Annotated in this window: 20 protein-coding genes; 13 read left to right on the top strand and 7 right to left on the bottom strand. The window is 38.7% G+C overall.

Features of this window, described 5'->3' with window-relative positions; genetic code table 11:
- Positions 1–3: 3 nt before the first annotated feature.
- Positions 4–309 (top strand): HNH endonuclease, encoded by a 306-nt coding sequence (locus SCI76_RS10810; protein ID WP_033578017.1) that lies wholly within the window; start codon positions 4–6, stop codon positions 307–309.
- Between the two features lie 46 nt (positions 310–355).
- Here SCI76_RS10810 and SCI76_RS10805 read toward each other — a convergent pair whose 3' ends face one another.
- From SCI76_RS10805 to SCI76_RS10780, 6 genes are all read right to left on the bottom strand, one after another.
- Positions 356–574 (bottom strand): spore germination protein, encoded by a 219-nt coding sequence (locus tag SCI76_RS10805; RefSeq protein ID WP_013055353.1) that lies wholly within the window; start codon positions 572–574, stop codon positions 356–358.
- Between the two features lie 60 nt (positions 575–634).
- Complete coding sequence (locus SCI76_RS10800; protein WP_048021934.1) at positions 635–1,066, bottom strand: spore germination protein GerPE; 432 nt, start codon at positions 1,064–1,066, stop codon at positions 635–637.
- A gap of 12 nt (positions 1,067–1,078) precedes the next feature.
- Entirely contained in the window at positions 1,079–1,255 is a 177-nt protein-coding gene (locus SCI76_RS10795; RefSeq protein ID WP_013055355.1) for a hypothetical protein, read from the bottom strand.
- A complete protein-coding gene (gerPC, locus tag SCI76_RS10790) occupies positions 1,252–1,968 on the bottom strand; it encodes a spore germination protein GerPC (protein WP_048021936.1) in 717 nt (238 codons plus the stop codon). Before gerPC ends, SCI76_RS10795 begins: the two co-directional genes overlap by 4 nt.
- Before the next feature lie 89 nt (positions 1,969–2,057).
- The gene (locus SCI76_RS10785) at positions 2,058–2,333 is read right to left on the bottom strand and encodes a spore germination protein GerPB (RefSeq protein WP_029324687.1); all 276 of its coding nucleotides are present in this window, start codon (positions 2,331–2,333) and stop codon (positions 2,058–2,060) included.
- 30 nt (positions 2,334–2,363) lie between these two features.
- Complete coding sequence (locus tag SCI76_RS10780) at positions 2,364–2,585, bottom strand: spore germination protein (RefSeq protein ID WP_013055358.1); 222 nt, start codon at positions 2,583–2,585, stop codon at positions 2,364–2,366.
- A 198-nt stretch (positions 2,586–2,783) separates the two neighbouring features.
- Between SCI76_RS10780 and SCI76_RS10775 the strand changes: the two genes are divergently transcribed.
- The 3 genes from SCI76_RS10775 (at position 2,784) to SCI76_RS10765 (ending at position 4,651) form a co-directional block, all read left to right on the top strand.
- Entirely contained in the window at positions 2,784–3,956 is a 1,173-nt protein-coding gene (locus SCI76_RS10775; RefSeq protein WP_328175357.1) for a DUF418 domain-containing protein, read from the top strand.
- A gap of 78 nt (positions 3,957–4,034) precedes the next feature.
- Positions 4,035–4,382, top strand: coding sequence for a DUF1516 family protein (locus SCI76_RS10770; protein ID WP_013055360.1), 348 nt, complete (start codon positions 4,035–4,037; stop codon positions 4,380–4,382).
- Positions 4,383–4,516: 134 nt separating this feature from the next.
- Positions 4,517–4,651 (top strand): hypothetical protein, encoded by a 135-nt coding sequence (locus SCI76_RS10765; RefSeq protein WP_255293414.1) that lies wholly within the window; start codon positions 4,517–4,519, stop codon positions 4,649–4,651.
- A gap of 85 nt (positions 4,652–4,736) precedes the next feature.
- Here SCI76_RS10765 and SCI76_RS10760 read toward each other — a convergent pair whose 3' ends face one another.
- The gene (locus tag SCI76_RS10760; protein WP_033578020.1) at positions 4,737–5,297 is read right to left on the bottom strand and encodes a DUF2777 domain-containing protein; all 561 of its coding nucleotides are present in this window, start codon (positions 5,295–5,297) and stop codon (positions 4,737–4,739) included.
- Between the two features lie 171 nt (positions 5,298–5,468).
- Between SCI76_RS10760 and asnB the strand changes: the two genes are divergently transcribed.
- The 9 genes from asnB to pruA all read left to right on the top strand — a co-directional run bounded on the left by asnB (position 5,469) and on the right by pruA (position 18,139).
- Positions 5,469–7,316 (top strand): asparagine synthase (glutamine-hydrolyzing), encoded by a 1,848-nt coding sequence (gene asnB / locus SCI76_RS10755; protein WP_028412408.1) that lies wholly within the window; start codon positions 5,469–5,471, stop codon positions 7,314–7,316.
- Between the two features lie 314 nt (positions 7,317–7,630).
- The gene (locus SCI76_RS10750; protein WP_034267744.1) at positions 7,631–9,163 is read left to right on the top strand and encodes an NAD(P)/FAD-dependent oxidoreductase; all 1,533 of its coding nucleotides are present in this window, start codon (positions 7,631–7,633) and stop codon (positions 9,161–9,163) included.
- The gene (locus SCI76_RS10745; RefSeq protein ID WP_028412406.1) at positions 9,160–10,617 is read left to right on the top strand and encodes an NAD(P)/FAD-dependent oxidoreductase; all 1,458 of its coding nucleotides are present in this window, start codon (positions 9,160–9,162) and stop codon (positions 10,615–10,617) included. Before SCI76_RS10750 ends, SCI76_RS10745 begins: the two co-directional genes overlap by 4 nt.
- Positions 10,618–10,676: 59 nt before the next feature.
- On the top strand, positions 10,677–11,525 hold the full coding sequence (locus SCI76_RS10740) for a phytoene/squalene synthase family protein (protein ID WP_034267741.1): 849 nt from the start codon (positions 10,677–10,679) through the stop codon (positions 11,523–11,525).
- Positions 11,526–11,710: 185 nt separating this feature from the next.
- Positions 11,711–12,052, top strand: coding sequence for a P-II family nitrogen regulator (locus SCI76_RS10735; RefSeq protein ID WP_028412404.1), 342 nt, complete (start codon positions 11,711–11,713; stop codon positions 12,050–12,052).
- 37 nt (positions 12,053–12,089) lie between these two features.
- The gene (locus SCI76_RS10730) at positions 12,090–13,490 is read left to right on the top strand and encodes an ammonium transporter (RefSeq protein ID WP_048021944.1); all 1,401 of its coding nucleotides are present in this window, start codon (positions 12,090–12,092) and stop codon (positions 13,488–13,490) included.
- A 149-nt stretch (positions 13,491–13,639) separates the two neighbouring features.
- Positions 13,640–15,154: an alpha-amylase family glycosyl hydrolase gene (locus SCI76_RS10725; protein WP_407545187.1), complete on the top strand. Its 1,515-nt coding sequence runs from the start codon at positions 13,640–13,642 to the stop codon at positions 15,152–15,154.
- A 57-nt stretch (positions 15,155–15,211) separates the two neighbouring features.
- Positions 15,212–16,246, top strand: coding sequence for a LacI family DNA-binding transcriptional regulator (locus SCI76_RS10720; RefSeq protein ID WP_048021947.1), 1,035 nt, complete (start codon positions 15,212–15,214; stop codon positions 16,244–16,246).
- 345 nt (positions 16,247–16,591) lie between these two features.
- A complete protein-coding gene (gene pruA, locus SCI76_RS10715; RefSeq protein ID WP_407545186.1) occupies positions 16,592–18,139 on the top strand; it encodes an L-glutamate gamma-semialdehyde dehydrogenase in 1,548 nt (515 codons plus the stop codon).
- Positions 18,140–18,147: the final 8 nt, after the last annotated feature.

Genomic DNA, 18,147 nt, shown 5'->3' with positions numbered 1-18,147 from the left:
TATATGAAGAAAAAAGACAGGCGAATAGGAACATGCGAATTATGCGGAAGGCAGGATGTCTTGACGACCGTACATCATTTAACGCCAAAGGAAATGGGCGGAGCGTTTGAACCGACGGCAAACTTATGTATTCCGTGTCATAAACAAATTCATGCGTTATACACAAATGATGAATTAGCCATTCGTCTTAATACGATTTCTTTATTACAAGCTGATTCTAAAATTAGCTCCTTTATTAAATGGATTCGTAAACAGCCTTCTTCTAAATTACCTAAAACCAAAAAATCAAACAGCCGAAAATCCAGGTGAATAAAAAACCCCTTATCCGCTTTAATAGCAAAGATAAGGGGTTTTTTTAAGCGTTTGCCGCTATATTTTGATCGAATAAATCTGGATCTAACGTATTTGTTCCTGAAATGCCGTTATTGGTATTAACAAAGTTACCTGTATTTAAAGAACCGGAGCCTGAGGCTGTTTTAGCAGCGCTTTTTGGAGAAACATAAAACGTATCTCCAAACGTTACGACACCGCCTCCGACGCTCGTGATACTAACGGGTCCAATTATTGCTGGCATGAGGTTCACACCCTTTTTTTCGTGATATTAGTTTAGTATATGAGCAGCTTCTTAAAAGGTTCACTCACTGCCGCTAGGTGCTGAGGCAGCTTTTTTCGATGTTCCGGCTTCAGCTTCCTGTGAAGGTTCATCGTTGATTAGTTCACGAATATGCTTAATGCGAGCTTCTGCATACACATTGCACGTTGAGCCCACATGAATAACTGATGAAAATGAACATCCTTTTATATCAATTCTGTTAACGCGTATCAAAGGTATTTCATTCCATGTTTGAACGGGAATAGGTTCGTAGTCGCCATGGGGAATAGGCTCACTAAAGATAGCATAATCATCAAAATTGCCTTCTCTGCCGTAGAAAAACGGATACTGTCTCCGATCAGCTAACGCTTTATTAAGTAGGTGAATTTCTGTTGAATCTCCAATTTGGCAAAAAGAGCTCGCTGACAAGGAATTAATTTCTATATAATTAACAGAAGATGTGCGTGAAAGCATACATAAGCTCCTTTATGATAACGATAGTGGAACATAAGGACCGATAATCAAAGATTCCGCTGGCGTATCAAATGTTGAAGATAGAGAGATATAATTTGCATCACCAATTAAAAAAAGAGAAGAAGAAGATACGCCTGTAATACTAACGTCTCCAACAAGCAATTCACGGTTTACAACGTTAAAGTTCATGAAGGGGGTCCACCTTTCTTTAAGGATTCAGGTAAATACGTTAAAAATGCGTCAATTCCTTTTTTCATATCTTCATAAAGTTTACCGATAATTTGCGGTTTAATTTGTTCAAAATTCCGTTCCATTTCCTCCGGCTGAACTTGCTGTATATAAAAAGTAATCCGCTGCTGCAGCTGCTTTTTAATATCTTCTAAAATAAACTCGTAGTACGATTCATCAATCATCATCGAGCGCTCATCAAGCACATGTTGAACCATAGAAAAGCCATATTGATTAAGCTCATTTAAAATCGTTTCATGAATATCAGAGACCCACTGCTTTTCTAGCTGGCGATCCAATGGTTTTAAGCTGGGATTTTGCGGTCCAGGACCTCCGGGTTGTCCCGGCTGCTCACCTTGAGGCGGCTGACCTTGTGGCTGAGCTCCTTGCGGAAACGTTACTTCTGGTTTCTCATTAATAATGATATCTTCTAAATTATCGGGTGTAAGAGGGTTCAATCCAATATTTAATGTTCCATCTAAAGAATCAATTTTTAACTGTTCAAATTTATATTCAATTTTATCAATTTTAATAGGTGGCTGTTCACCTAACTCTTTTATTTTTTTCTGAAGTTCTTGTACGTTTTTTTCAAGCTGAGCAATGCGTCCTTCTTGCTGCTGAATATACGAAGACATTTGCTGAACATACTGATATACCTGCTGAATATAGTCCATGTTATCCACCTTCAATCACCTCGATTCCCTTATCTCCCGATAAAGAAAATAGTTATATATATACATATGGCGATGAAGGTTGTAACATGTCAGTCGTTGTCTCGAGCTGGGGGAGTTAACGACTGTGAAAAAGGAGCGGGTGCAGTGCCAGCACCGGTTCCGGGAGTAAAGGTAGAGGGAGAAACAGATCCAAGAATGCCTTTTTTTGTTTCAGTAGGTGCAGCGCCTGTAAACCCTCCTGTATTAAAGAGATTTGAGTTCGGTTTAATAACACCTACGCTTCCAATTTGAAGTACCGAAGAGTTACTTACGGCACTGATTTTCATACTTTGAATACAGATACTTTGATTTACATAAAAGTTCATAAGCATCCTCCTGTATGAGCTTCATTTCTATTAGAGATTTCCAGCGACATTTTGATCATTTACGTCATTGTCCGACGTATTCGTTGAGCTCTGCTGATTCACAACATATAATCCGTCGCCTGTATTAAACGAACCTGCGCCAGCAAATGTTTTAGCAGTAGAAATAGGGGCTATTGTATAAACATCTCCAATATGAAAGACGCTGGCTGAACCAACACTGTTAAGATTAACAACACCAACAATGGCAGGCATAGGCAAACACCCTTTTAATTTAGTCTAGTAACAGCATATGAAGCCTAGACAAAAAGGTGATTAATGCTTTTTCCTTATCTATATGCAAAGAGTAAGTAAAACATTAAAGAGAGGAATGGAAATAGTAAACATTGAAGAAAAACTTTTATGTTCGATATAATGTGAAAGCAATAATGAAAGCATGTAAGGTGTGAAAGAATGAAACGTTTCAAAATGAACGCGACTGATAAAGAACAGCGTATTGAAGCAGCGGATATATTAAAAGGAATTGCGCTTATTGGTATTTTGCTGATGAACATGCCCGATTTTTATTCGCCTGCTGCCTATTACGACAATAATTTGATGAATGGTTCAAGAATGAGTTATGTTGCTAATGGATTAGTTGATATAGTAGTAGGGCAGACAGGGTACGCGCTGCTTGCTATTTTGTTTGGATTTGGTTTTATGAAAATGTTTCAGCGTACATACGAAAGGCAAGTAAGCTTTACTCCTTTTTATGTACGAAGAATGACAGCTTTGCTTCTCGTGGGAGCTATTCATGCTGTATTTATTTGGCACGGTGATATGATTGTGATATACAGCTTCTTTGCTTTGATTATGCTGTTTTTCCAAGAAGCAAAGAAAGAAGTGTTATTAGCATGGGGAACTGGAATATTTAGTATTTACGCTGTGATTATGATTGTTATTTTAACGGTAGCGGCTTTTGCTAATGAAGGAGAGACAGCAGCGGGAATTCACCAGCCTATTATTGACCAAGCTCTTCAAGTATATGGACACGGAAGTTTTGCGTCAATATTTCATCAGCGCTTGCTGGATTGGTACTACGCTTATAATTTAAATACGGTTCCTTTTCTGTTTTTATCGCTATTTCCACTGTTTTTATTAGGCGGTTTTATGGCGAAAAGCGATTGGTTCGAAGGAATAGAAGAATATATAGTGGAGACAAAGTGGCTTTGCCTTATTTCATTTATCGCGTATACAGTATCATCCGTACTGCCGTATGCTTTAGATCACAATGTAGCTACATCCTATATCCACGATACAATCGGAGGAACGGCAGGAGCAATTTTTGTTGTAACGTTGGTCACATTGGCTATGCGAAGTGTATCTATTCGAAAAATCATGCAGCCATTTGCCTTTTTGGGGAGAATGATTTTAACTAACTATATTGTCCAGTCCATTGTATGTACATTCCTTTTTTACTCATATGGGTTAGGATACTACGGACATATTTCAATTGTAGAAGGATTGGCTATTGCGGGGATTATCATTTTTATTCAACTGCTGGGAAGCTGGATATGGATGAGCCTATTTTCAGATGGACCGCTTGAAAAACTCATTCGGTATGCTACATATGGACGCAGCCGCTAAAAATCCTTTTCCTTCCTTATATTATTGGTGAAGGAAAGGTTTTCATGATATGATATTTTCAGAAAGGACGTGAGATGAATGGCTCCACTACATATTCATGTAACGCTTTGGACATTATTGATTATCTCGTTTGTGGTTTCGTTGATTTTACATCGAGCAGGTAAAGCTAAAGGTCAAAAAATCCTACATATGGTGGCGAGACTTCTATACTTATTAGTATTAGTATCAGGTCTGCATATGTTAGCAGCTTGGTACCATTTTCAAGGCGCAGCGCTCATTAAAGGAATTGCCGGAGTGTTAGTGCTTGTGGGAATGGAAATGGTCCTTGTTCGTACTGAAAAAAGAAAACGTACAGGCGTTGCTTGGGCAGTTCTTGTAATTGCGCTTATCTTAGTATTCTATTACGGATATGTCGTACTAGGATAAGAAAAGAGGATAGGGCAAGAGTATTTTAGTTCAAAAAAAACCGAAGTATTAATCAGAATTTTGATTAATACTTCGGTTTTTTTTTTCGTTGTCATGGTGAAAGTAAATTTAATGCGTGTAGGTGCTTCTAGCTGTTGATTGGAGGGCAAGGCGAAGACTCCTGCGGGAAAAGTGGCACAGGTGAGACCCCGCAGGAGCGTAAGCGACGAGGAGGCTCATCGGCCGCCCGCGGAAAGCGAAGCCTTGCACGGAAACCAATAGCGGTTTAAAAGCAATCAATACGAACTCATATATCCAATTTTTTCTTTTTAGATTAGGTTGATGAAGTTATGTCTCAAACTCTTTTCTTTTGCTTTAATCTAAAAAAAGATTCATTGAACGTTCTCCATCGTTAACGGTATATTCAAATCGGTCTAGGTAATGCGTGCCTCGTTCGAATAAATGCTGAACGGCACAAATTTTTTCCTCATTGTCATAAATGATAAAATTAGCACCTTTTGTATCACCGTCTGTCGGTAAAAAACATAATGTGTTGTGACAGTAAATACAATCATAAAGAGAGAATTTTAATGAATTTAAGTGCTGAGTGAATGATAAAAAGGTCTCTTTCGGTAGTGATTGAAGAAGCTGTTCGTATGCATAAGGTAGCTTTTTAGTCAGTCTTAGCTTATCCCCATTTCGCAATAAATACGTTCCATCGTGAAGCTTTATTTGACGGTCATCAACCATAATGGCTTTTTCCCAGCGTGTATCAATAAGAAGTTCTAATGTCTCATCCATTACTTCATGAAGCATGGAAGCTTCGTCACTTTCATCTTCAAAGAAAATCCACTGTGAATCAACACATTCAACCGTACCAATCACGAAGGAACGCGGCTGATTGTTCATAGCTTGTTGTTTAGAATAATGATTCATAATCAAACCTCCGTGTGAAATTTATCCATATTTTTTTATTGCCTAAAAAAGCTCTCTTTATAACTGAAAAGTAAAAATAAAATATAAGGACAATTCAACTGTAACTACTGCGTGCATACAATGGCATTATTTCATTCATAAACAAGAGCGTGAAAGAAAGGATGATAAACGATGTGTGGTATAACGGGTTGGGTCGATTTAAAGCGATCGCTTTTAAATGAAACAGCAACAATAACAAAAATGGCTGACACTTTATCGAAAAGAGGTCCTGATGACACCAACGTATGGACACAGCAGCATGTTGCTTTTGGGCACAAACGCTTAGTTGTAGTAGATCCTCAAGGCGGAAGACAGCCGATGACGCGAGAAAAAAATGAACAGCTCTACACGCTTTGCTATAATGGAGAGCTTTACAACACGGAAGATATTCGGAAAGAATTACTAAAAAGAGGTTATCAATTTCAGGGACATTCAGATACGGAAGTACTTCTAACATCTTATATAGAATGGAAAGAATCATGCGTAGATCATTTTAACGGTATCTTTGCTTTTTCGATCTGGGATGAAGCCAATGAAAAGTTATTTATAGCACGCGACAGAATGGGAGTGAAGCCCTTATTCTATCGATCTTATGAAGGTGGAATTCAATTTGCATCGGAATTAAAGGCGATATTAGCTCATCCTGAGGTAAAAGCAGAAGTAGGATTAGATGGATTAGCAGAAGTGTTTGGCTTAGGACCTTCTCGATCTCCCGGCCACGGCGTATTTAAAAACATAAATGAATTACGCCCGGCTCACGCGCTCACGCTTACGCGTAACGGATTGAAGATTTGGCGATACTGGAACGTAAAAAGTGAGCAGCATACAGATAATTTAGCTGAAACAACAGAAAAAGTTAAATTTTTAGTGCAAGACGCGATTGTAAGACAGCTAGTGTCGGATGTCCCGGTTTGTACATTTTTATCAGGTGGAGTGGACTCAAGCGCCATTACAGCAATTGCTGCAAATGCGTTCAAAGAAAGCGGCAAGGGCTCCCTTCATACGTATTCTATCGACTATGAAGACAATGATAAATTTTTTAAAGCAAATGAGTTTCAGCCAAATTCTGATGGAACTTATATCAAGCTCATGTCCGATACGTTTCAAACAAATCATCATCGCTGCATTATTTCAACGGAGGACCTTGTGCAGCATTTAACAGAGGCTGTAGAGGTGAGAGATCTTCCTGGAATGGCTGATGTAGATTCATCGTTGCTTTGGTTTTGCCGTGAAATCAAACAAGATTTTGTCGTGAGCTTATCAGGAGAATGTGCAGATGAAATTTTTGGAGGATATCCGTGGTTTCACCGAAAACACGATTTGTCTTCGGATACTTTCCCGTGGATGCGCTCATTAGATGCTCGAATTGATTTGCTGCAAAGTTCATGGAGAAAGAAATTACAGTTAGAAGATTATGTACGTGCAAGATATGAAGAAACGTTAAAGGAAGTGCCTGAATTAGAAGGTGAATCGTTAGAAGATGCGCAGCGGAGAAAGCTGTTTTATTTAAATCAGGTTTGGTTTATGACAACTTTATTAGATCGTAAAGATCGTATGAGCATGGGAGCGAGCTTAGAAGTACGCGTACCTTTTGCAGATCATCGCCTTGTGGAATATGCATGGAATATTCCATGGGAGATGAAAATGACGGGCAATAAAGAGAAGGGGATTTTACGCAAAGCGCTTGAAGGAATTTTGCCTCATGACGTTCTTTATCGCAAGAAAAGCCCTTACCCTAAAACGCATAACCCAGCTTATACAAAAGCTGTAACTGTATGGCTTCAATCTCTTTTACAAGATAAACAGTCACCTCTTTATGAATTTTTTGATAAGCAGCAGTTAAAGCATATTATTGATACAGGCGGAGAAGGATTTAAAGCGCCGTGGTTTGGTCAATTAATGACAGGGCCTCAGCTGCTAGCTCATCTAGCTCAAATTCACGTCTGGTTTACTCACAATAATATTCAAATTGTTGAATGACAGGACCCTCTCAGTACAGAGGGTTTTTTTATGAAATCAGTCATCCATTTCTCTTTTTTATACGTTTAAGTAGAGAAGAAGACCGCAGTCTATTTTTGTATAACTTTACATAGATATAAAATAAAAGCTTGAAAGCACCGAATAAAGGGAAAGTGTACTGAAACCCTGGAAAAATGGTACAAACGTCATATTTTCATGGTTTAGTTATTGGTAATTTTATGATTCGAATAAAGACAAGCAGTTTATCGTTGTGTTTAATAATAAAGCTTTGTATAATGTTTGTATAACTATTGTATAGGATTAGGAGTGTATGTATGCAAAAAAACGTAATCGTGATTGGAGCAGGTCCAGGAGGACTAGCGGCAGCAATGCTGCTAGCAAGTCATGGCTATAAAGTAGATGTATATGAAAAGCAAGGATACGTGGGCGGGCGAAATTCAGCGATTAAAATGTCAGGTTATACGTTTGATATGGGCCCTACATTTTTGAGCATGCCACAGATTTTTGAAGAATTATTTCAAGCTGCTAATCGCAATGCGCATGACTATATGGACTTAAAACGTCTAAATCTCATGTATGAGCTTATCTTTGATGATGCACAGATTCAGATGACGGATAACCATAAAAAGATGAAAGAAGAAATCGAACGTTTATACCCAGGAAACGGGGAAGGCTATGAGCGCTTTATGAAAGACACCGAAGCAAAGATGGCGGCTTTGCTGCCTTTATTGCAAGGGCAGATGGATCGTTTTCATCACTATTTAAAGCCTGAAGCAATTCGAGCACTGCCGCATTTATCCTTAGGTAAAACGCTCTATGATGTACTTGGCAAGTATTTCACTGATGAGAAATTGAAATTAGCTTTTACTTTTCAATCGAAGTACTTGGGAATGTCCCCTTGGGAATGTCCAGGAGCCTTTTCTATTTTATCGTTTATGGAACATGCCTACGGTATCTTCCATCCGATAGGAGGAGTAAATCAGCTATCTCAAGCAATGGCAAAAGTAGTGGAAGAACATCAAGGGCACATCCACTTAAACCAAGGTGTTCAAAAACTATGGATTGAAAATAAGAGAGTAAAAGGAATTATTCTAGAAAATGGAGAGCGAATAGGGGCAGACGACGTCATTATCAATGGAGATTTTGCTCATGCCATGACGAATTTAATAGATGAAGGTACGCTTAAAAAATATGCAGTTAAAAAACTTGAAAAGAAAAAATACTCTTGTTCCACTTTTATGATTTATCTAGGCATAGACAAACAGTACAAAGATCTGCCTCATCACACGATTGTGTTCGCTGAAGATTATAAAAAAAATGTAGAAGAGATCACAAAAACGTTAGCTCTTTCAGAAGACCCTTCCATCTACATTCAAAACCCAAGTGTAACAGACCCAACTTTAGCACCAGAAGGAAAGTCTGCTCTTTATATTTTAGCGCCGGTTCCAAATAATTTCAGCGGTGTAAACTGGGATGAAAAACAAAAAGCTTTTCGAGATGCAGTATTAAAAATTGTAGAAAAGAAAACGGGTTTCAAAGATTTAGAGAGTCATATTGAAGTTGAAAAAATCATTTCACCAAAGCAGTGGGAAGAAGACGTGCTGGTCTATAAAGGAGCGACATTTAACCTTGGACATCAGCTCACTCAAATGATGGTACTGCGTCCGCATAATAAATTTGAAGAATTAGAAAATTGCTGGCTAGTTGGAGGAGGAACTCATCCAGGGAGCGGTCTACCAACTATTCTAGAATCATCCCGCATTACGACAAAGCTCATCTTAAAAAGAGACGGACAATTACTGAATGAGCCGTTTAAAACCATGAAGGAAATGGAGAGTGCATTATGAGAACAGCAATTGTTGGAGGCGGCATAGGCGGTTTAATTACCGCTTTGTTATTAAGCAAACGAGGTTTTTCTGTTGATATTTTCGAAAAAGAAAACAAGCTGGGCGGCCGGCTGGCGTTTGTAGAAAAAGACGGTTATAAAATTGATGAAGGTCCCACGATTGTCTTGCTGCCTTTAATGCTTGAACGTATTTTAGATGAAGCGGGCATTTCTGCTTCTCAATATGAACTAATACGCTGTGATCCACTTTATGATATTCATTTTCCAGACGGTACGACCTATACAAAAAAAGCGACTGAAAAAGATCAGTTAGAGGAGATTAGCCGTTTGTTTCCAGGCGAAGAGCAAAACTACCGGCGTTTTATGACTGAATTAAAAAAGCGATTTGAATTAGGAAGTAATGCATTTTTGGAAAAAACATTTGTAAATAAACGAGATTTTTGGACATGGCAAAACATTAAGGCATTAAAAAAAATGAATGCAAATAAATCAATGAGAAAATTTGTTTCAACGTATTTCCATGATGAACGTCTAGTAGATGCCTACTCGCTGCAATCTCTCTATATTGGAGGGAATCCTTATTCGGCACCAGCTATTTATTCCCTTGTTCCTTACAGTGAGCATGCTCATGGCATCTATTACGTAAAAGGGGGATACGCAAGTCTTGTGCCACTTCTTGAAAAGGCGCTGATAGAGCAAGGTGTAAGCATTCATTTGAATAAGGTGGTTCAAGAGCTTTCTATATCAGGAGACAAGACAGAAGGGGTTATTGTTGACGAAAAACTTCACCCATTTGATCAAGTGATTTTAAATGGCGACTTTCCTAATATGGCGAAAATTGCTCAAAAAAAAGAAAAGAAGTATGTGCCTTCGTCCAGCTGTCTGCTGCTTTATCTTGGTTTGAAGAGAAAATATGATCATCACAATGTGCATCAATACTTTATGGGCAATGATTTGGCTAAACATATGGAAGCAGTGTTTAAGCATAAAACGATTCCTGAAGATCCCGCTATTTATACATTTAATCCCTCTGTTATTGATCCATCCCTAGCTCCCGAAGGAAAAAGTGTGCTATATGCACTTGTACCGGTTCCATCAGGTGGCCACATTGATTGGAGCAATCAGCAAGATTTTGTTGATGGAATCATTCGAACTTTGGAAGAAAAAGGGTTTGGGGAGCTGCGTAAAGAAATAGAATGGGTAAAAGTACGCACGCCAAATGATGCTCAAGCATTTGGACTTTACGAAGGCGGAAGCTTTGGTATTGCTCCTGAGCTGTTTCAGTCAGGCGTATTCAGACCTCAGTACCAGCCGTACGAATATAAAAATGTTTTTGCGGTGGGAGCATCTATACATCCAGGCGGAGGCGTGCCAATTGTTATGCAAGGAGCAAAAATGTTGGCTGATCATCTTATTGAACAATCGTCTATTCAAACGGTTGCAAAGCTCTCTTAAGATCTTGTGAAGCCATAAGGAAATGATGGTTTATCCTTTAATAGAGAAAGGGGTCCTATATGATGAACATTTCGTTAGACAAAGCGTACACTCAGTGTGAAGAAATTATTAAAGAAAACTCAAAAACGTTTTACAAAGCTTTTTCCATGCTGCCGTCAAAACAAAGAAAGGCAGTATGGGCGGTATATGCATTTTGCCGTCAAGTCGATGATATTGTAGATGAAGGAAGTAATCCTGAAATAGAGCTGCAGCAATTCGAAGGAGAATTTGCTCGGTTTAAAAATGGAGAACTATTAAACGAAAGCGCCATGTGGGTAGCTCTGCGCAATGTATTTGAACAATATGAAATGAATGTTCAAGCATTTGACGATATGATTACCGGTCAGCGAATGGATTTAGTAAAAAAAGAATACGATACGCTTGATGAAGTGAAAACATACTCCTATCATGTAGCGAGTACGGTAGGGTTAATGCTTTTACCGATTTTAGCTCCAACTACTCATAAAGAATTAGAAGAAGAAGCAGTTGCGTTAGGCATTGCGATGCAGCTGACCAACATTTTAAGAGACGTGGGGGAAGACTTAGAGCGAGGGCGCATTTATTTACCGAAAGACCTTATGAATTCTTACGGATATACGCGCACGCTATTAGAGAACCGGTGGGTCACTTCTGAATTTATAGAAATGTGGGAGCACCTGGCCAAAGAAGCAGAAATGTATTATATAAAAGGGCTTCAGTCGATTCATAAATATCCCGTGGCTTCTCGTTTACCTCTTACAGGAGCGGCGCATTTATACCGAGCAATTCTTGATAAAATTCGAAAAGAACATTATGAAGTATTTACAGAAAAGCATTTTGTCACAAGTCAAGTGAAAAAGCAAATTATGACATCTATTTCTACGGGGTAACGCAAAGGAGCTACTTTTCCTTTGCGTTACTTTTTTTTGAAGAGATATGAAAGCGTTAACTATTATGTAAATAAGAAAAAAGTCTCATTCTTATCACGTATTAACTTGAATATTCAGAAAATTATCTATATGATAATATATATAACATTAAATGTTAATAAAACTAACATGAAAGAGGGGTTACAATGAAAAAAGTGGAAGCTATCATTCGTCCAGAAAAATTTCAAGCACTGCGCGTAAAATTAGAGGAAGTAGGAATAAACGGATTAACAGTCTCAGAAGTGGCAGGCTGCGGTCAGCAAAAAGGAGAGCAGGGACTGTTCAGGGGACAAAGTTTTGAAATCAAACTAGTACCTAAAGTCAAGGTAGAAATGATTTTAGAAGCAGAACAAGTTGATGAAGTCATTAAGATCATTCAATCAATTTGTTCTACGAACCAAATAGGCGACGGAAAGGTTTTTGTCTATCCGGTAGAGGATGCTGTACGAATTAGAACAGGAGAAGCAGGTGTAGAGGCTATTTTATAAAAAGAGAGTGTTATTTGAATAGAGGGGGAGTTAAGCGTTGAAAAAGAAAATTAGTGCGGTTTTGTTTATTAGTTTGTTGGCGGAAACACGCGTTAATGCAGCTGATCCAACTGTCGAATCAGTCAGTGCATCAATTGACATGATGTGGGTAATGTTTGGGGCAGTGCTTGTGTTTTTAATGCACGCAGGGTTTGCGATGGTTGAAACAGGCTTCACTCGTTCGAAAAATTCGCTTAATATCTTAATGAAAAATATGCTAACGGTAGCTGTATCTTCCGTATTGTATTTTGTGATTGGTTTTGCCCTTATGTTTGGAAATTCAAAAGGAGGGTTTATCGGTTCAAGCGGTTTCTTTTTAAATGGAGAAAGCGATCAAATGAGCTTTTTTGTCTTCCAAATTGTTTTCGCAGCAACGTGCGCTACGATTATTTCAGGAGCGGTAGCGGAACGTATGAAACTATCCAGCTATATGATGCTCACGATTGCGATGGTAGCTGTGATTTATCCAGTTGTAGGTCACTGGGTATGGGGAGGAGGGTGGTTGTCCAAACTAGGCTTCGTAGATTTTGCAGGATCGACAGTTGTTCATTTGACTGGGGCTCTTGGTGCGGCTGTAGCAGTTACTTTTCTGGGAGCACGTCTAGGAAAGTATGGAAGCGATGGAAAAGTCAATGCTATTCAAGGGCATAACATTCCGCTTGGCGCATTAGGTGTATTTATCCTCTGGTTTGGCTGGTTTGGATTTAATGGAGGAAGTACATTAGCAGCCGATCCTGCTCTTGTCCCGGGAATCATTGCAACAACATTAATGTCTGGGTCATGCGGAGTCCTGTCTTCTGCTTTATACACAAAGTTTCGCTACAAACGTATTGACGCTAGCTTAACATTAAACGGTGCCTTAGCTGGACTTGTAGGGATTACAGCTGGAACAGCAAACGTATCGATCCCGGGTGCGATCGTCATTGGGCTGATTGCAGGAATTATTCTAGTAGAAGCTGTGCATTTTATCGATAGCAAAATGAAGTTAGACGATCCAGTTGGCGCTATTACTGTTCATGGAATTTGCGGTATTTGGGGGACGTTAGCAGTGGGGCTGTTTGATACAGCTAACGGTTTATTTTATGGTGGCGGCGTACAGCTATTAGGTATTCAAGCTCTTGGAATTATAGCTGTGATGGGTTGGACAATTGGAACGGTTGGGTTATTCTTATTTGTTCTCACGCGTTTTTCTTCCATTCGAGTATCAAGCGAAGAAGAAATTGCTGGTTTAGATTTTGCTGAACACGGTTCATCCGCATACGAATTTCGTGAAAGTTTTGTAGCGACAGGAGACGGCAATCTTCATCCTGAATTTGGTGTTGGATTGATTGATCGATTAAATAAAGTGGGTAAAGTATCGGATAAACCTCATATATCGAACGTAAATGAGACGATATAGCAGTATATAGATAGAAAAAAGTGATTAAAAGTAAAAACTTTTAATCACTTTTTTTGTTTTTATCAACTTATTTAACAATAATGTAAGCGTTAACGTTATAATGGAAACAAAAGTGAGTTTGAAACAGTTCGTCTATAGGAGGGGAATAGATGAAATGGAAAAGGACAAGTATGCTACTTATACTATTATTGCTTTTTGGAAGCAGCGCCTCAGCGCAAGATCATAAAGATATACGTGATGAGGTGATATACTCATTGATGATTAACCGTTTTTATAACGGAAGTGAACAGAATGATCGAAATGTTAACTATGAACGCTCAGATGCCTATTATGGAGGCGATTTACAGGGAGTAGCACAAAAGTTAGACTATATTCAAGAGATGGGATTTACCGCTGTTTTATTGACTCCTTTTATGGAAAATGATGAGACAGGCTATCATGGATATGCGGTGACCGACCATTATAAAATAGACGATCATTTTGGAACGTTAAAAGACTTACGAAATCTTGTGAAGAAAGCACATGAGCGCAATATAAAAATTATGGTCGAATTTCCTTTGACAATCAGTAACAATCATACCTGGATAGCAGATAAAGGAAAACAAACATGGATAAGTAATGAATCCGGTACGGATAACGAAGTAATTAAAGCATTGCCTCACCTTAACTTAAAAGAAAGCGCCGTGCAGAAATACCTTATTAAAAATGCTGCCTGGTGGAGCAAACAAGCAGATATTGACGGATATTACGTTAAAGATATCGATCAAGCTCCTTCTGCATTTATTTCATCTTTTTCTCAGACGTTAAAAAGCATGGATCCTTCCTTTCTATTAATAGGAGAAATAAACGGGCATTCATTAAAAAAAAGTGAGCAGGCTGATTCATTAGGAATGGATTTGCTTGTAGATAGAACGCTAGCCGAAGCCACTGCTGCTACGTTTAGCGGTACTAATCGTCCGCAGAAAATGTTGTATGACAAGTGGGAAAAAGGAAGTAATTTGCCTTTAGCCAATTTTTTAGATGATGTTCATAGCACACGTTTTACAGCAAAAGCATTAAAGAGTGAAAACCATCCTGGAGCCCGAACAAAGCAAGGGCTTTCCTACCTTTATACTTCGCCGAGTGTACCGATCGTTTTTTATGGAACAGAAATTGCGCTGAATGGGGGAAAGGGAGCAGAAAATTATGGCATGATGAATTTTTTAGCTAATCCCGATATTATAGATCATTTAAAAAAACTGGCTGAACTTAGAGCGAAATCGCCTTCTCTTCGAAAAGGAAGCTTTACCATTGTGTCTGAGCAAAAAGGTGTGGCCGTATACAAGAGAAGGTATAAGGACGAAACGACGTTTGTGGTGATTAATAATACAAAGGAAACGTCAGCCATTAATGTCCCGCTTAAAAAAGTTGGAAAAGAAAATGAACTAAGAGGGTTAATAACGGAAGGAATTATACGACCAGTTGACGATGTATACAACATTTCATTGGAGCCTGAGACGACAAATGTATATAAAGTAGTGAAAAAGTCAGGGCTCAATATAGGATATATCGCAGCGGTTGCCGCTGTTTATACGGGATTTGGCATCTTTTTGTACAAAGCATCGTCAAAAAGAAGAAAAGAAAAGAAAATTTCTCAATCTCATAAAAAGGACAGCGGGTCGTAGTTGTCAAACTATATTGGATAAGTAGTAATGAAGAAAACATAATTAAGAGGTGGAATTATGGGTGTAACAATAAAAGATGTGGCAAATTTAGCAAATGTAGCCCCTTCGACGGTATCTCGCGTCATTGCAGACAGCTCAAGAATTAGTGAAAAAACAAAACAGCGCGTGCGATCGGCTATGAAAGAACTTGGTTATCACCCAAATATTATTGCGCGAAGTCTAGCAAATCAAACGACAGAGGCAGTCGGCCTAGTGATGCCGAGCTCAGCAGACAAGGTGTTTCAAAATCCATTCTTCCCAGAAGTGCTAAGAGGAATCAGCACCGGAGCTCACGAAAACAAAAGAGCGATTTATATGTCCACTGGAGAAACGGAAGAAGAGATTTTTGCAGAAGTTGTTCAAATGGTACAGGGAAGACGAGTGGATGGATTAATTTTGCTGTACTCCAAAGTGGATGATCAAGTACTTTCTTATTTGCAAGAACAGAGCGTTCCGTTTGTAGTTATTGGAAAGCCGTTTAAGCATAGTGAAAGCATCACGTTTGTTGATAACGACAATTTTAAAGCTGGAAAAGAAGCGACGGAATATTTAATTGAATCTGGTCATGAGCGTATTGCTTTTATTGGTGGAAGTCTTGAATTAGTCGTTACCATTGACCGTTTAACAGGCTATGATAAAGCGATTCAAAAAGCAAACATTCCTTACCGGGATGAGTATGTGATTCATGAAGAATTTCTACAGAAGGGAGGAAAAGAAGCTGTTTGCGAACTTTTATCTCTAAAAGAACGTCCAACGGCTCTAGTAGTAGCAGATGACTTAATGGCATTAGGTGTTTTAAATACATTGGATGAAATGGGAATTTCGGTTCCTGAAGACATCTCTATTGTCAGTTTTAATAATGTCTTAATCGCTGAAATGGCTAGACCAGCTCTTACATCAATTGATATTAATATTTTTGAACTTGGTTATCAGGCTGTAAGCTGCTTGATTAAGCAGATTGAAACGCCATATGCTGTTGCAGAACAAGTGCGCGTTCCTCACAAAATGATTAAAAGACAGTCCTGCAAAACCATTCAAATAACGAAAAGATAACGTAATACACAAATAGAAAGAGGCTGAGACAAAAGTAGTGTAGTTGAAGGAAGATCCGAACGAGTTTGATTCTTGATGGAGAATCAAACTCGTTCGGATTTTTTCGTTTTTAGATTGAATTGATTTAGGTATGTCTCAACATCCTCTTTGCGCAAAAATATTTGGCGTTTTAAGTGCCGAAAAAATATACATATGCCAATTATTTTTTCTTTTATCAAAAAGAAAGAATGATATAAGTAGTGAAAGCCTTGATGATAAAGAGGCTGTAAAGTTTTATTAAAAGTTGGCACGCTATTTGCATAACTATAAAGTAAACAAAGATTTGCATACTAGGAGGCATATATCATGGTAGTTTCTTATTCTCATGAACCATTTACAAATTTTAAGGACGAAAACAATAAACAGGCATTTCAAGAAGCATTAACATATGTGAATACACAGCTTGGCAAGACGTATCCACTTGTAATCAACGGTGAAAAAGTGGAGACCGAAGAGAAAATTACGTCTGTTAACCCAGCAAACATAAAAGAAGTAATTGGATATGTATCTACAGTAAATAAAGATCTAGCAGAGCAAGCAATGCAGTCAGCTCTAAAAGCTTTTGAAACGTGGAAAAAGTGGAAAGTAGAACACCGAGCAGATATTCTTTTCCGCGCAGCGGCCATCATTCGTCGAAGAAAGCATGAATTTTCCAGTTATCTTGTAAAAGAAGCAGGAAAGCCTTGGAACGAAGCAGATGCTGATACAGCAGAAGCAATTGATTTTTTAGAGTACTATGCACGTCAAGTCCTGACATTAAAAGACGGTTCCCCAGTACAGAGCCGAGACGGTGAGTATAATCAGTACAATTATATTCCGCTTGGCGTAGGTATTATTATTTCACCATTTAACTTCCCGTTAGCTATTATGGCTGGAACCGCAGTAGCAGCTATTGTAACCGGAAATACGATTTTATTAAAACCAGCTGATGCCACTCCTGTAGTAGCAGCGAAATTTGTAGAAGTAATGGAAGAAGCAGGATTACCAAAAGGCGTATTAAACTTTATTCCTGGTGCTACACCTGAAATTGGTGACTACTTAGTGGAACATCCAAAAACACGCTTTGTTTCATTTACCGGCTCGCGTGCAGTGGGTTGCCGCATTTACGAAAGAGCAGCAAAAGTACAGCCGGGGCAAAAATGGCTAAAACGTGTTATAGCTGAAATGGGCGGAAAAGACACGGTGGTTGTAGACAAAGATGCTGATCTTGATTTAGCAGCTTCTTCAATCGTATATTCTGCATTTGGTTTTGCAGGGCAAAAGTGCTCCGCAGGTTCTCGTGCTGTTGTGCATCAAGATGTATATGATGAAGTGCTTGAAAAAGCAGTTGCGCTAACAAAAACATTAACTGTTGGCAACCCGGAAGAAGTTTCGACTTATATGGGACCTGTTATTCACGAGGCTTCGTACAATAAAGTATTGTCGTATATTGAAATTGGAAAAGAAGAAGGGCGTCTCGTTGCGGGAGGAGAAGCAGACAATTCAACTGGATACTTTATTCAGCCAACTATTTTTGCGGATGTAGATGAAAAAGCTCGTCTCATGAAAGAAGAAATTTTTGGTCCGGTAGTAGCATTCTCTAAAGCACGAGATTTTGATCATATGATGGAGATTGCAAACAATACAGAATATGCATTAACAGGCGCTTTATTATCAAATAACCGCGAGCATATTGAACGCGCCCGTGAAGAGTTCCATGTTGGAAACCTGTATTTTAACAGAGGATGTACAGGAGCGATTGTAGGGTACCAGCCTTTTGGCGGATTTAATATGTCAGGAACGGATTCAAAAGCAGGGGGACCGGATTATCTAGTTCTTCACATGCAAGCAAAAACAACATCTGAAACATTCTAATTGGAAAA

This window comes from Priestia sp. HNGD-A6 (assembly GCF_045784335.1).
Taxonomy (GTDB): domain Bacteria; phylum Bacillota; class Bacilli; order Bacillales; family Bacillaceae_H; genus Priestia; species Priestia zanthoxyli.
This window is presented reverse-complemented; position numbering and strand designations above follow the sequence as displayed.

Coding starts and splice junctions, on each gene's coding strand:
- SCI76_RS10775 (WP_328175357.1), top strand. CDS start 2,784: ATGAAACGTTTCAAAATGAACGCGACTGATAAAGAACAGCGTATTGAA.
- SCI76_RS10780 (WP_013055358.1), bottom strand. CDS start 2,585: ATGCCTGCCATTGTTGGTGTTGTTAATCTTAACAGTGTTGGTTCAGCC.
- SCI76_RS10810 (WP_033578017.1), top strand. CDS start 4: ATGAAGAAAAAAGACAGGCGAATAGGAACATGCGAATTATGCGGAAGG.
- SCI76_RS10725 (WP_407545187.1), top strand. CDS start 13,640: ATGAAATGGAAAAGGACAAGTATGCTACTTATACTATTATTGCTTTTT.
- SCI76_RS10795 (WP_013055355.1), bottom strand. CDS start 1,255: ATGAACTTTAACGTTGTAAACCGTGAATTGCTTGTTGGAGACGTTAGT.
- SCI76_RS10745 (WP_028412406.1), top strand. CDS start 9,160: ATGAGAACAGCAATTGTTGGAGGCGGCATAGGCGGTTTAATTACCGCT.
- SCI76_RS10800 (WP_048021934.1), bottom strand. CDS start 1,066: ATGCTTTCACGCACATCTTCTGTTAATTATATAGAAATTAATTCCTTG.
- SCI76_RS10740 (WP_034267741.1), top strand. CDS start 10,677: ATGATGAACATTTCGTTAGACAAAGCGTACACTCAGTGTGAAGAAATT.
- SCI76_RS10805 (WP_013055353.1), bottom strand. CDS start 574: ATGCCAGCAATAATTGGACCCGTTAGTATCACGAGCGTCGGAGGCGGT.
- pruA (WP_407545186.1), top strand. CDS start 16,592: ATGGTAGTTTCTTATTCTCATGAACCATTTACAAATTTTAAGGACGAA.
- SCI76_RS10750 (WP_034267744.1), top strand. CDS start 7,631: ATGCAAAAAAACGTAATCGTGATTGGAGCAGGTCCAGGAGGACTAGCG.
- gerPC (WP_048021936.1), bottom strand. CDS start 1,968: ATGGACTATATTCAGCAGGTATATCAGTATGTTCAGCAAATGTCTTCG.
- SCI76_RS10760 (WP_033578020.1), bottom strand. CDS start 5,297: ATGAATCATTATTCTAAACAACAAGCTATGAACAATCAGCCGCGTTCC.
- SCI76_RS10770 (WP_013055360.1), top strand. CDS start 4,035: ATGGCTCCACTACATATTCATGTAACGCTTTGGACATTATTGATTATC.
- SCI76_RS10720 (WP_048021947.1), top strand. CDS start 15,212: ATGGGTGTAACAATAAAAGATGTGGCAAATTTAGCAAATGTAGCCCCT.
- SCI76_RS10785 (WP_029324687.1), bottom strand. CDS start 2,333: ATGAACTTTTATGTAAATCAAAGTATCTGTATTCAAAGTATGAAAATC.
- asnB (WP_028412408.1), top strand. CDS start 5,469: ATGTGTGGTATAACGGGTTGGGTCGATTTAAAGCGATCGCTTTTAAAT.
- SCI76_RS10735 (WP_028412404.1), top strand. CDS start 11,711: ATGAAAAAAGTGGAAGCTATCATTCGTCCAGAAAAATTTCAAGCACTG.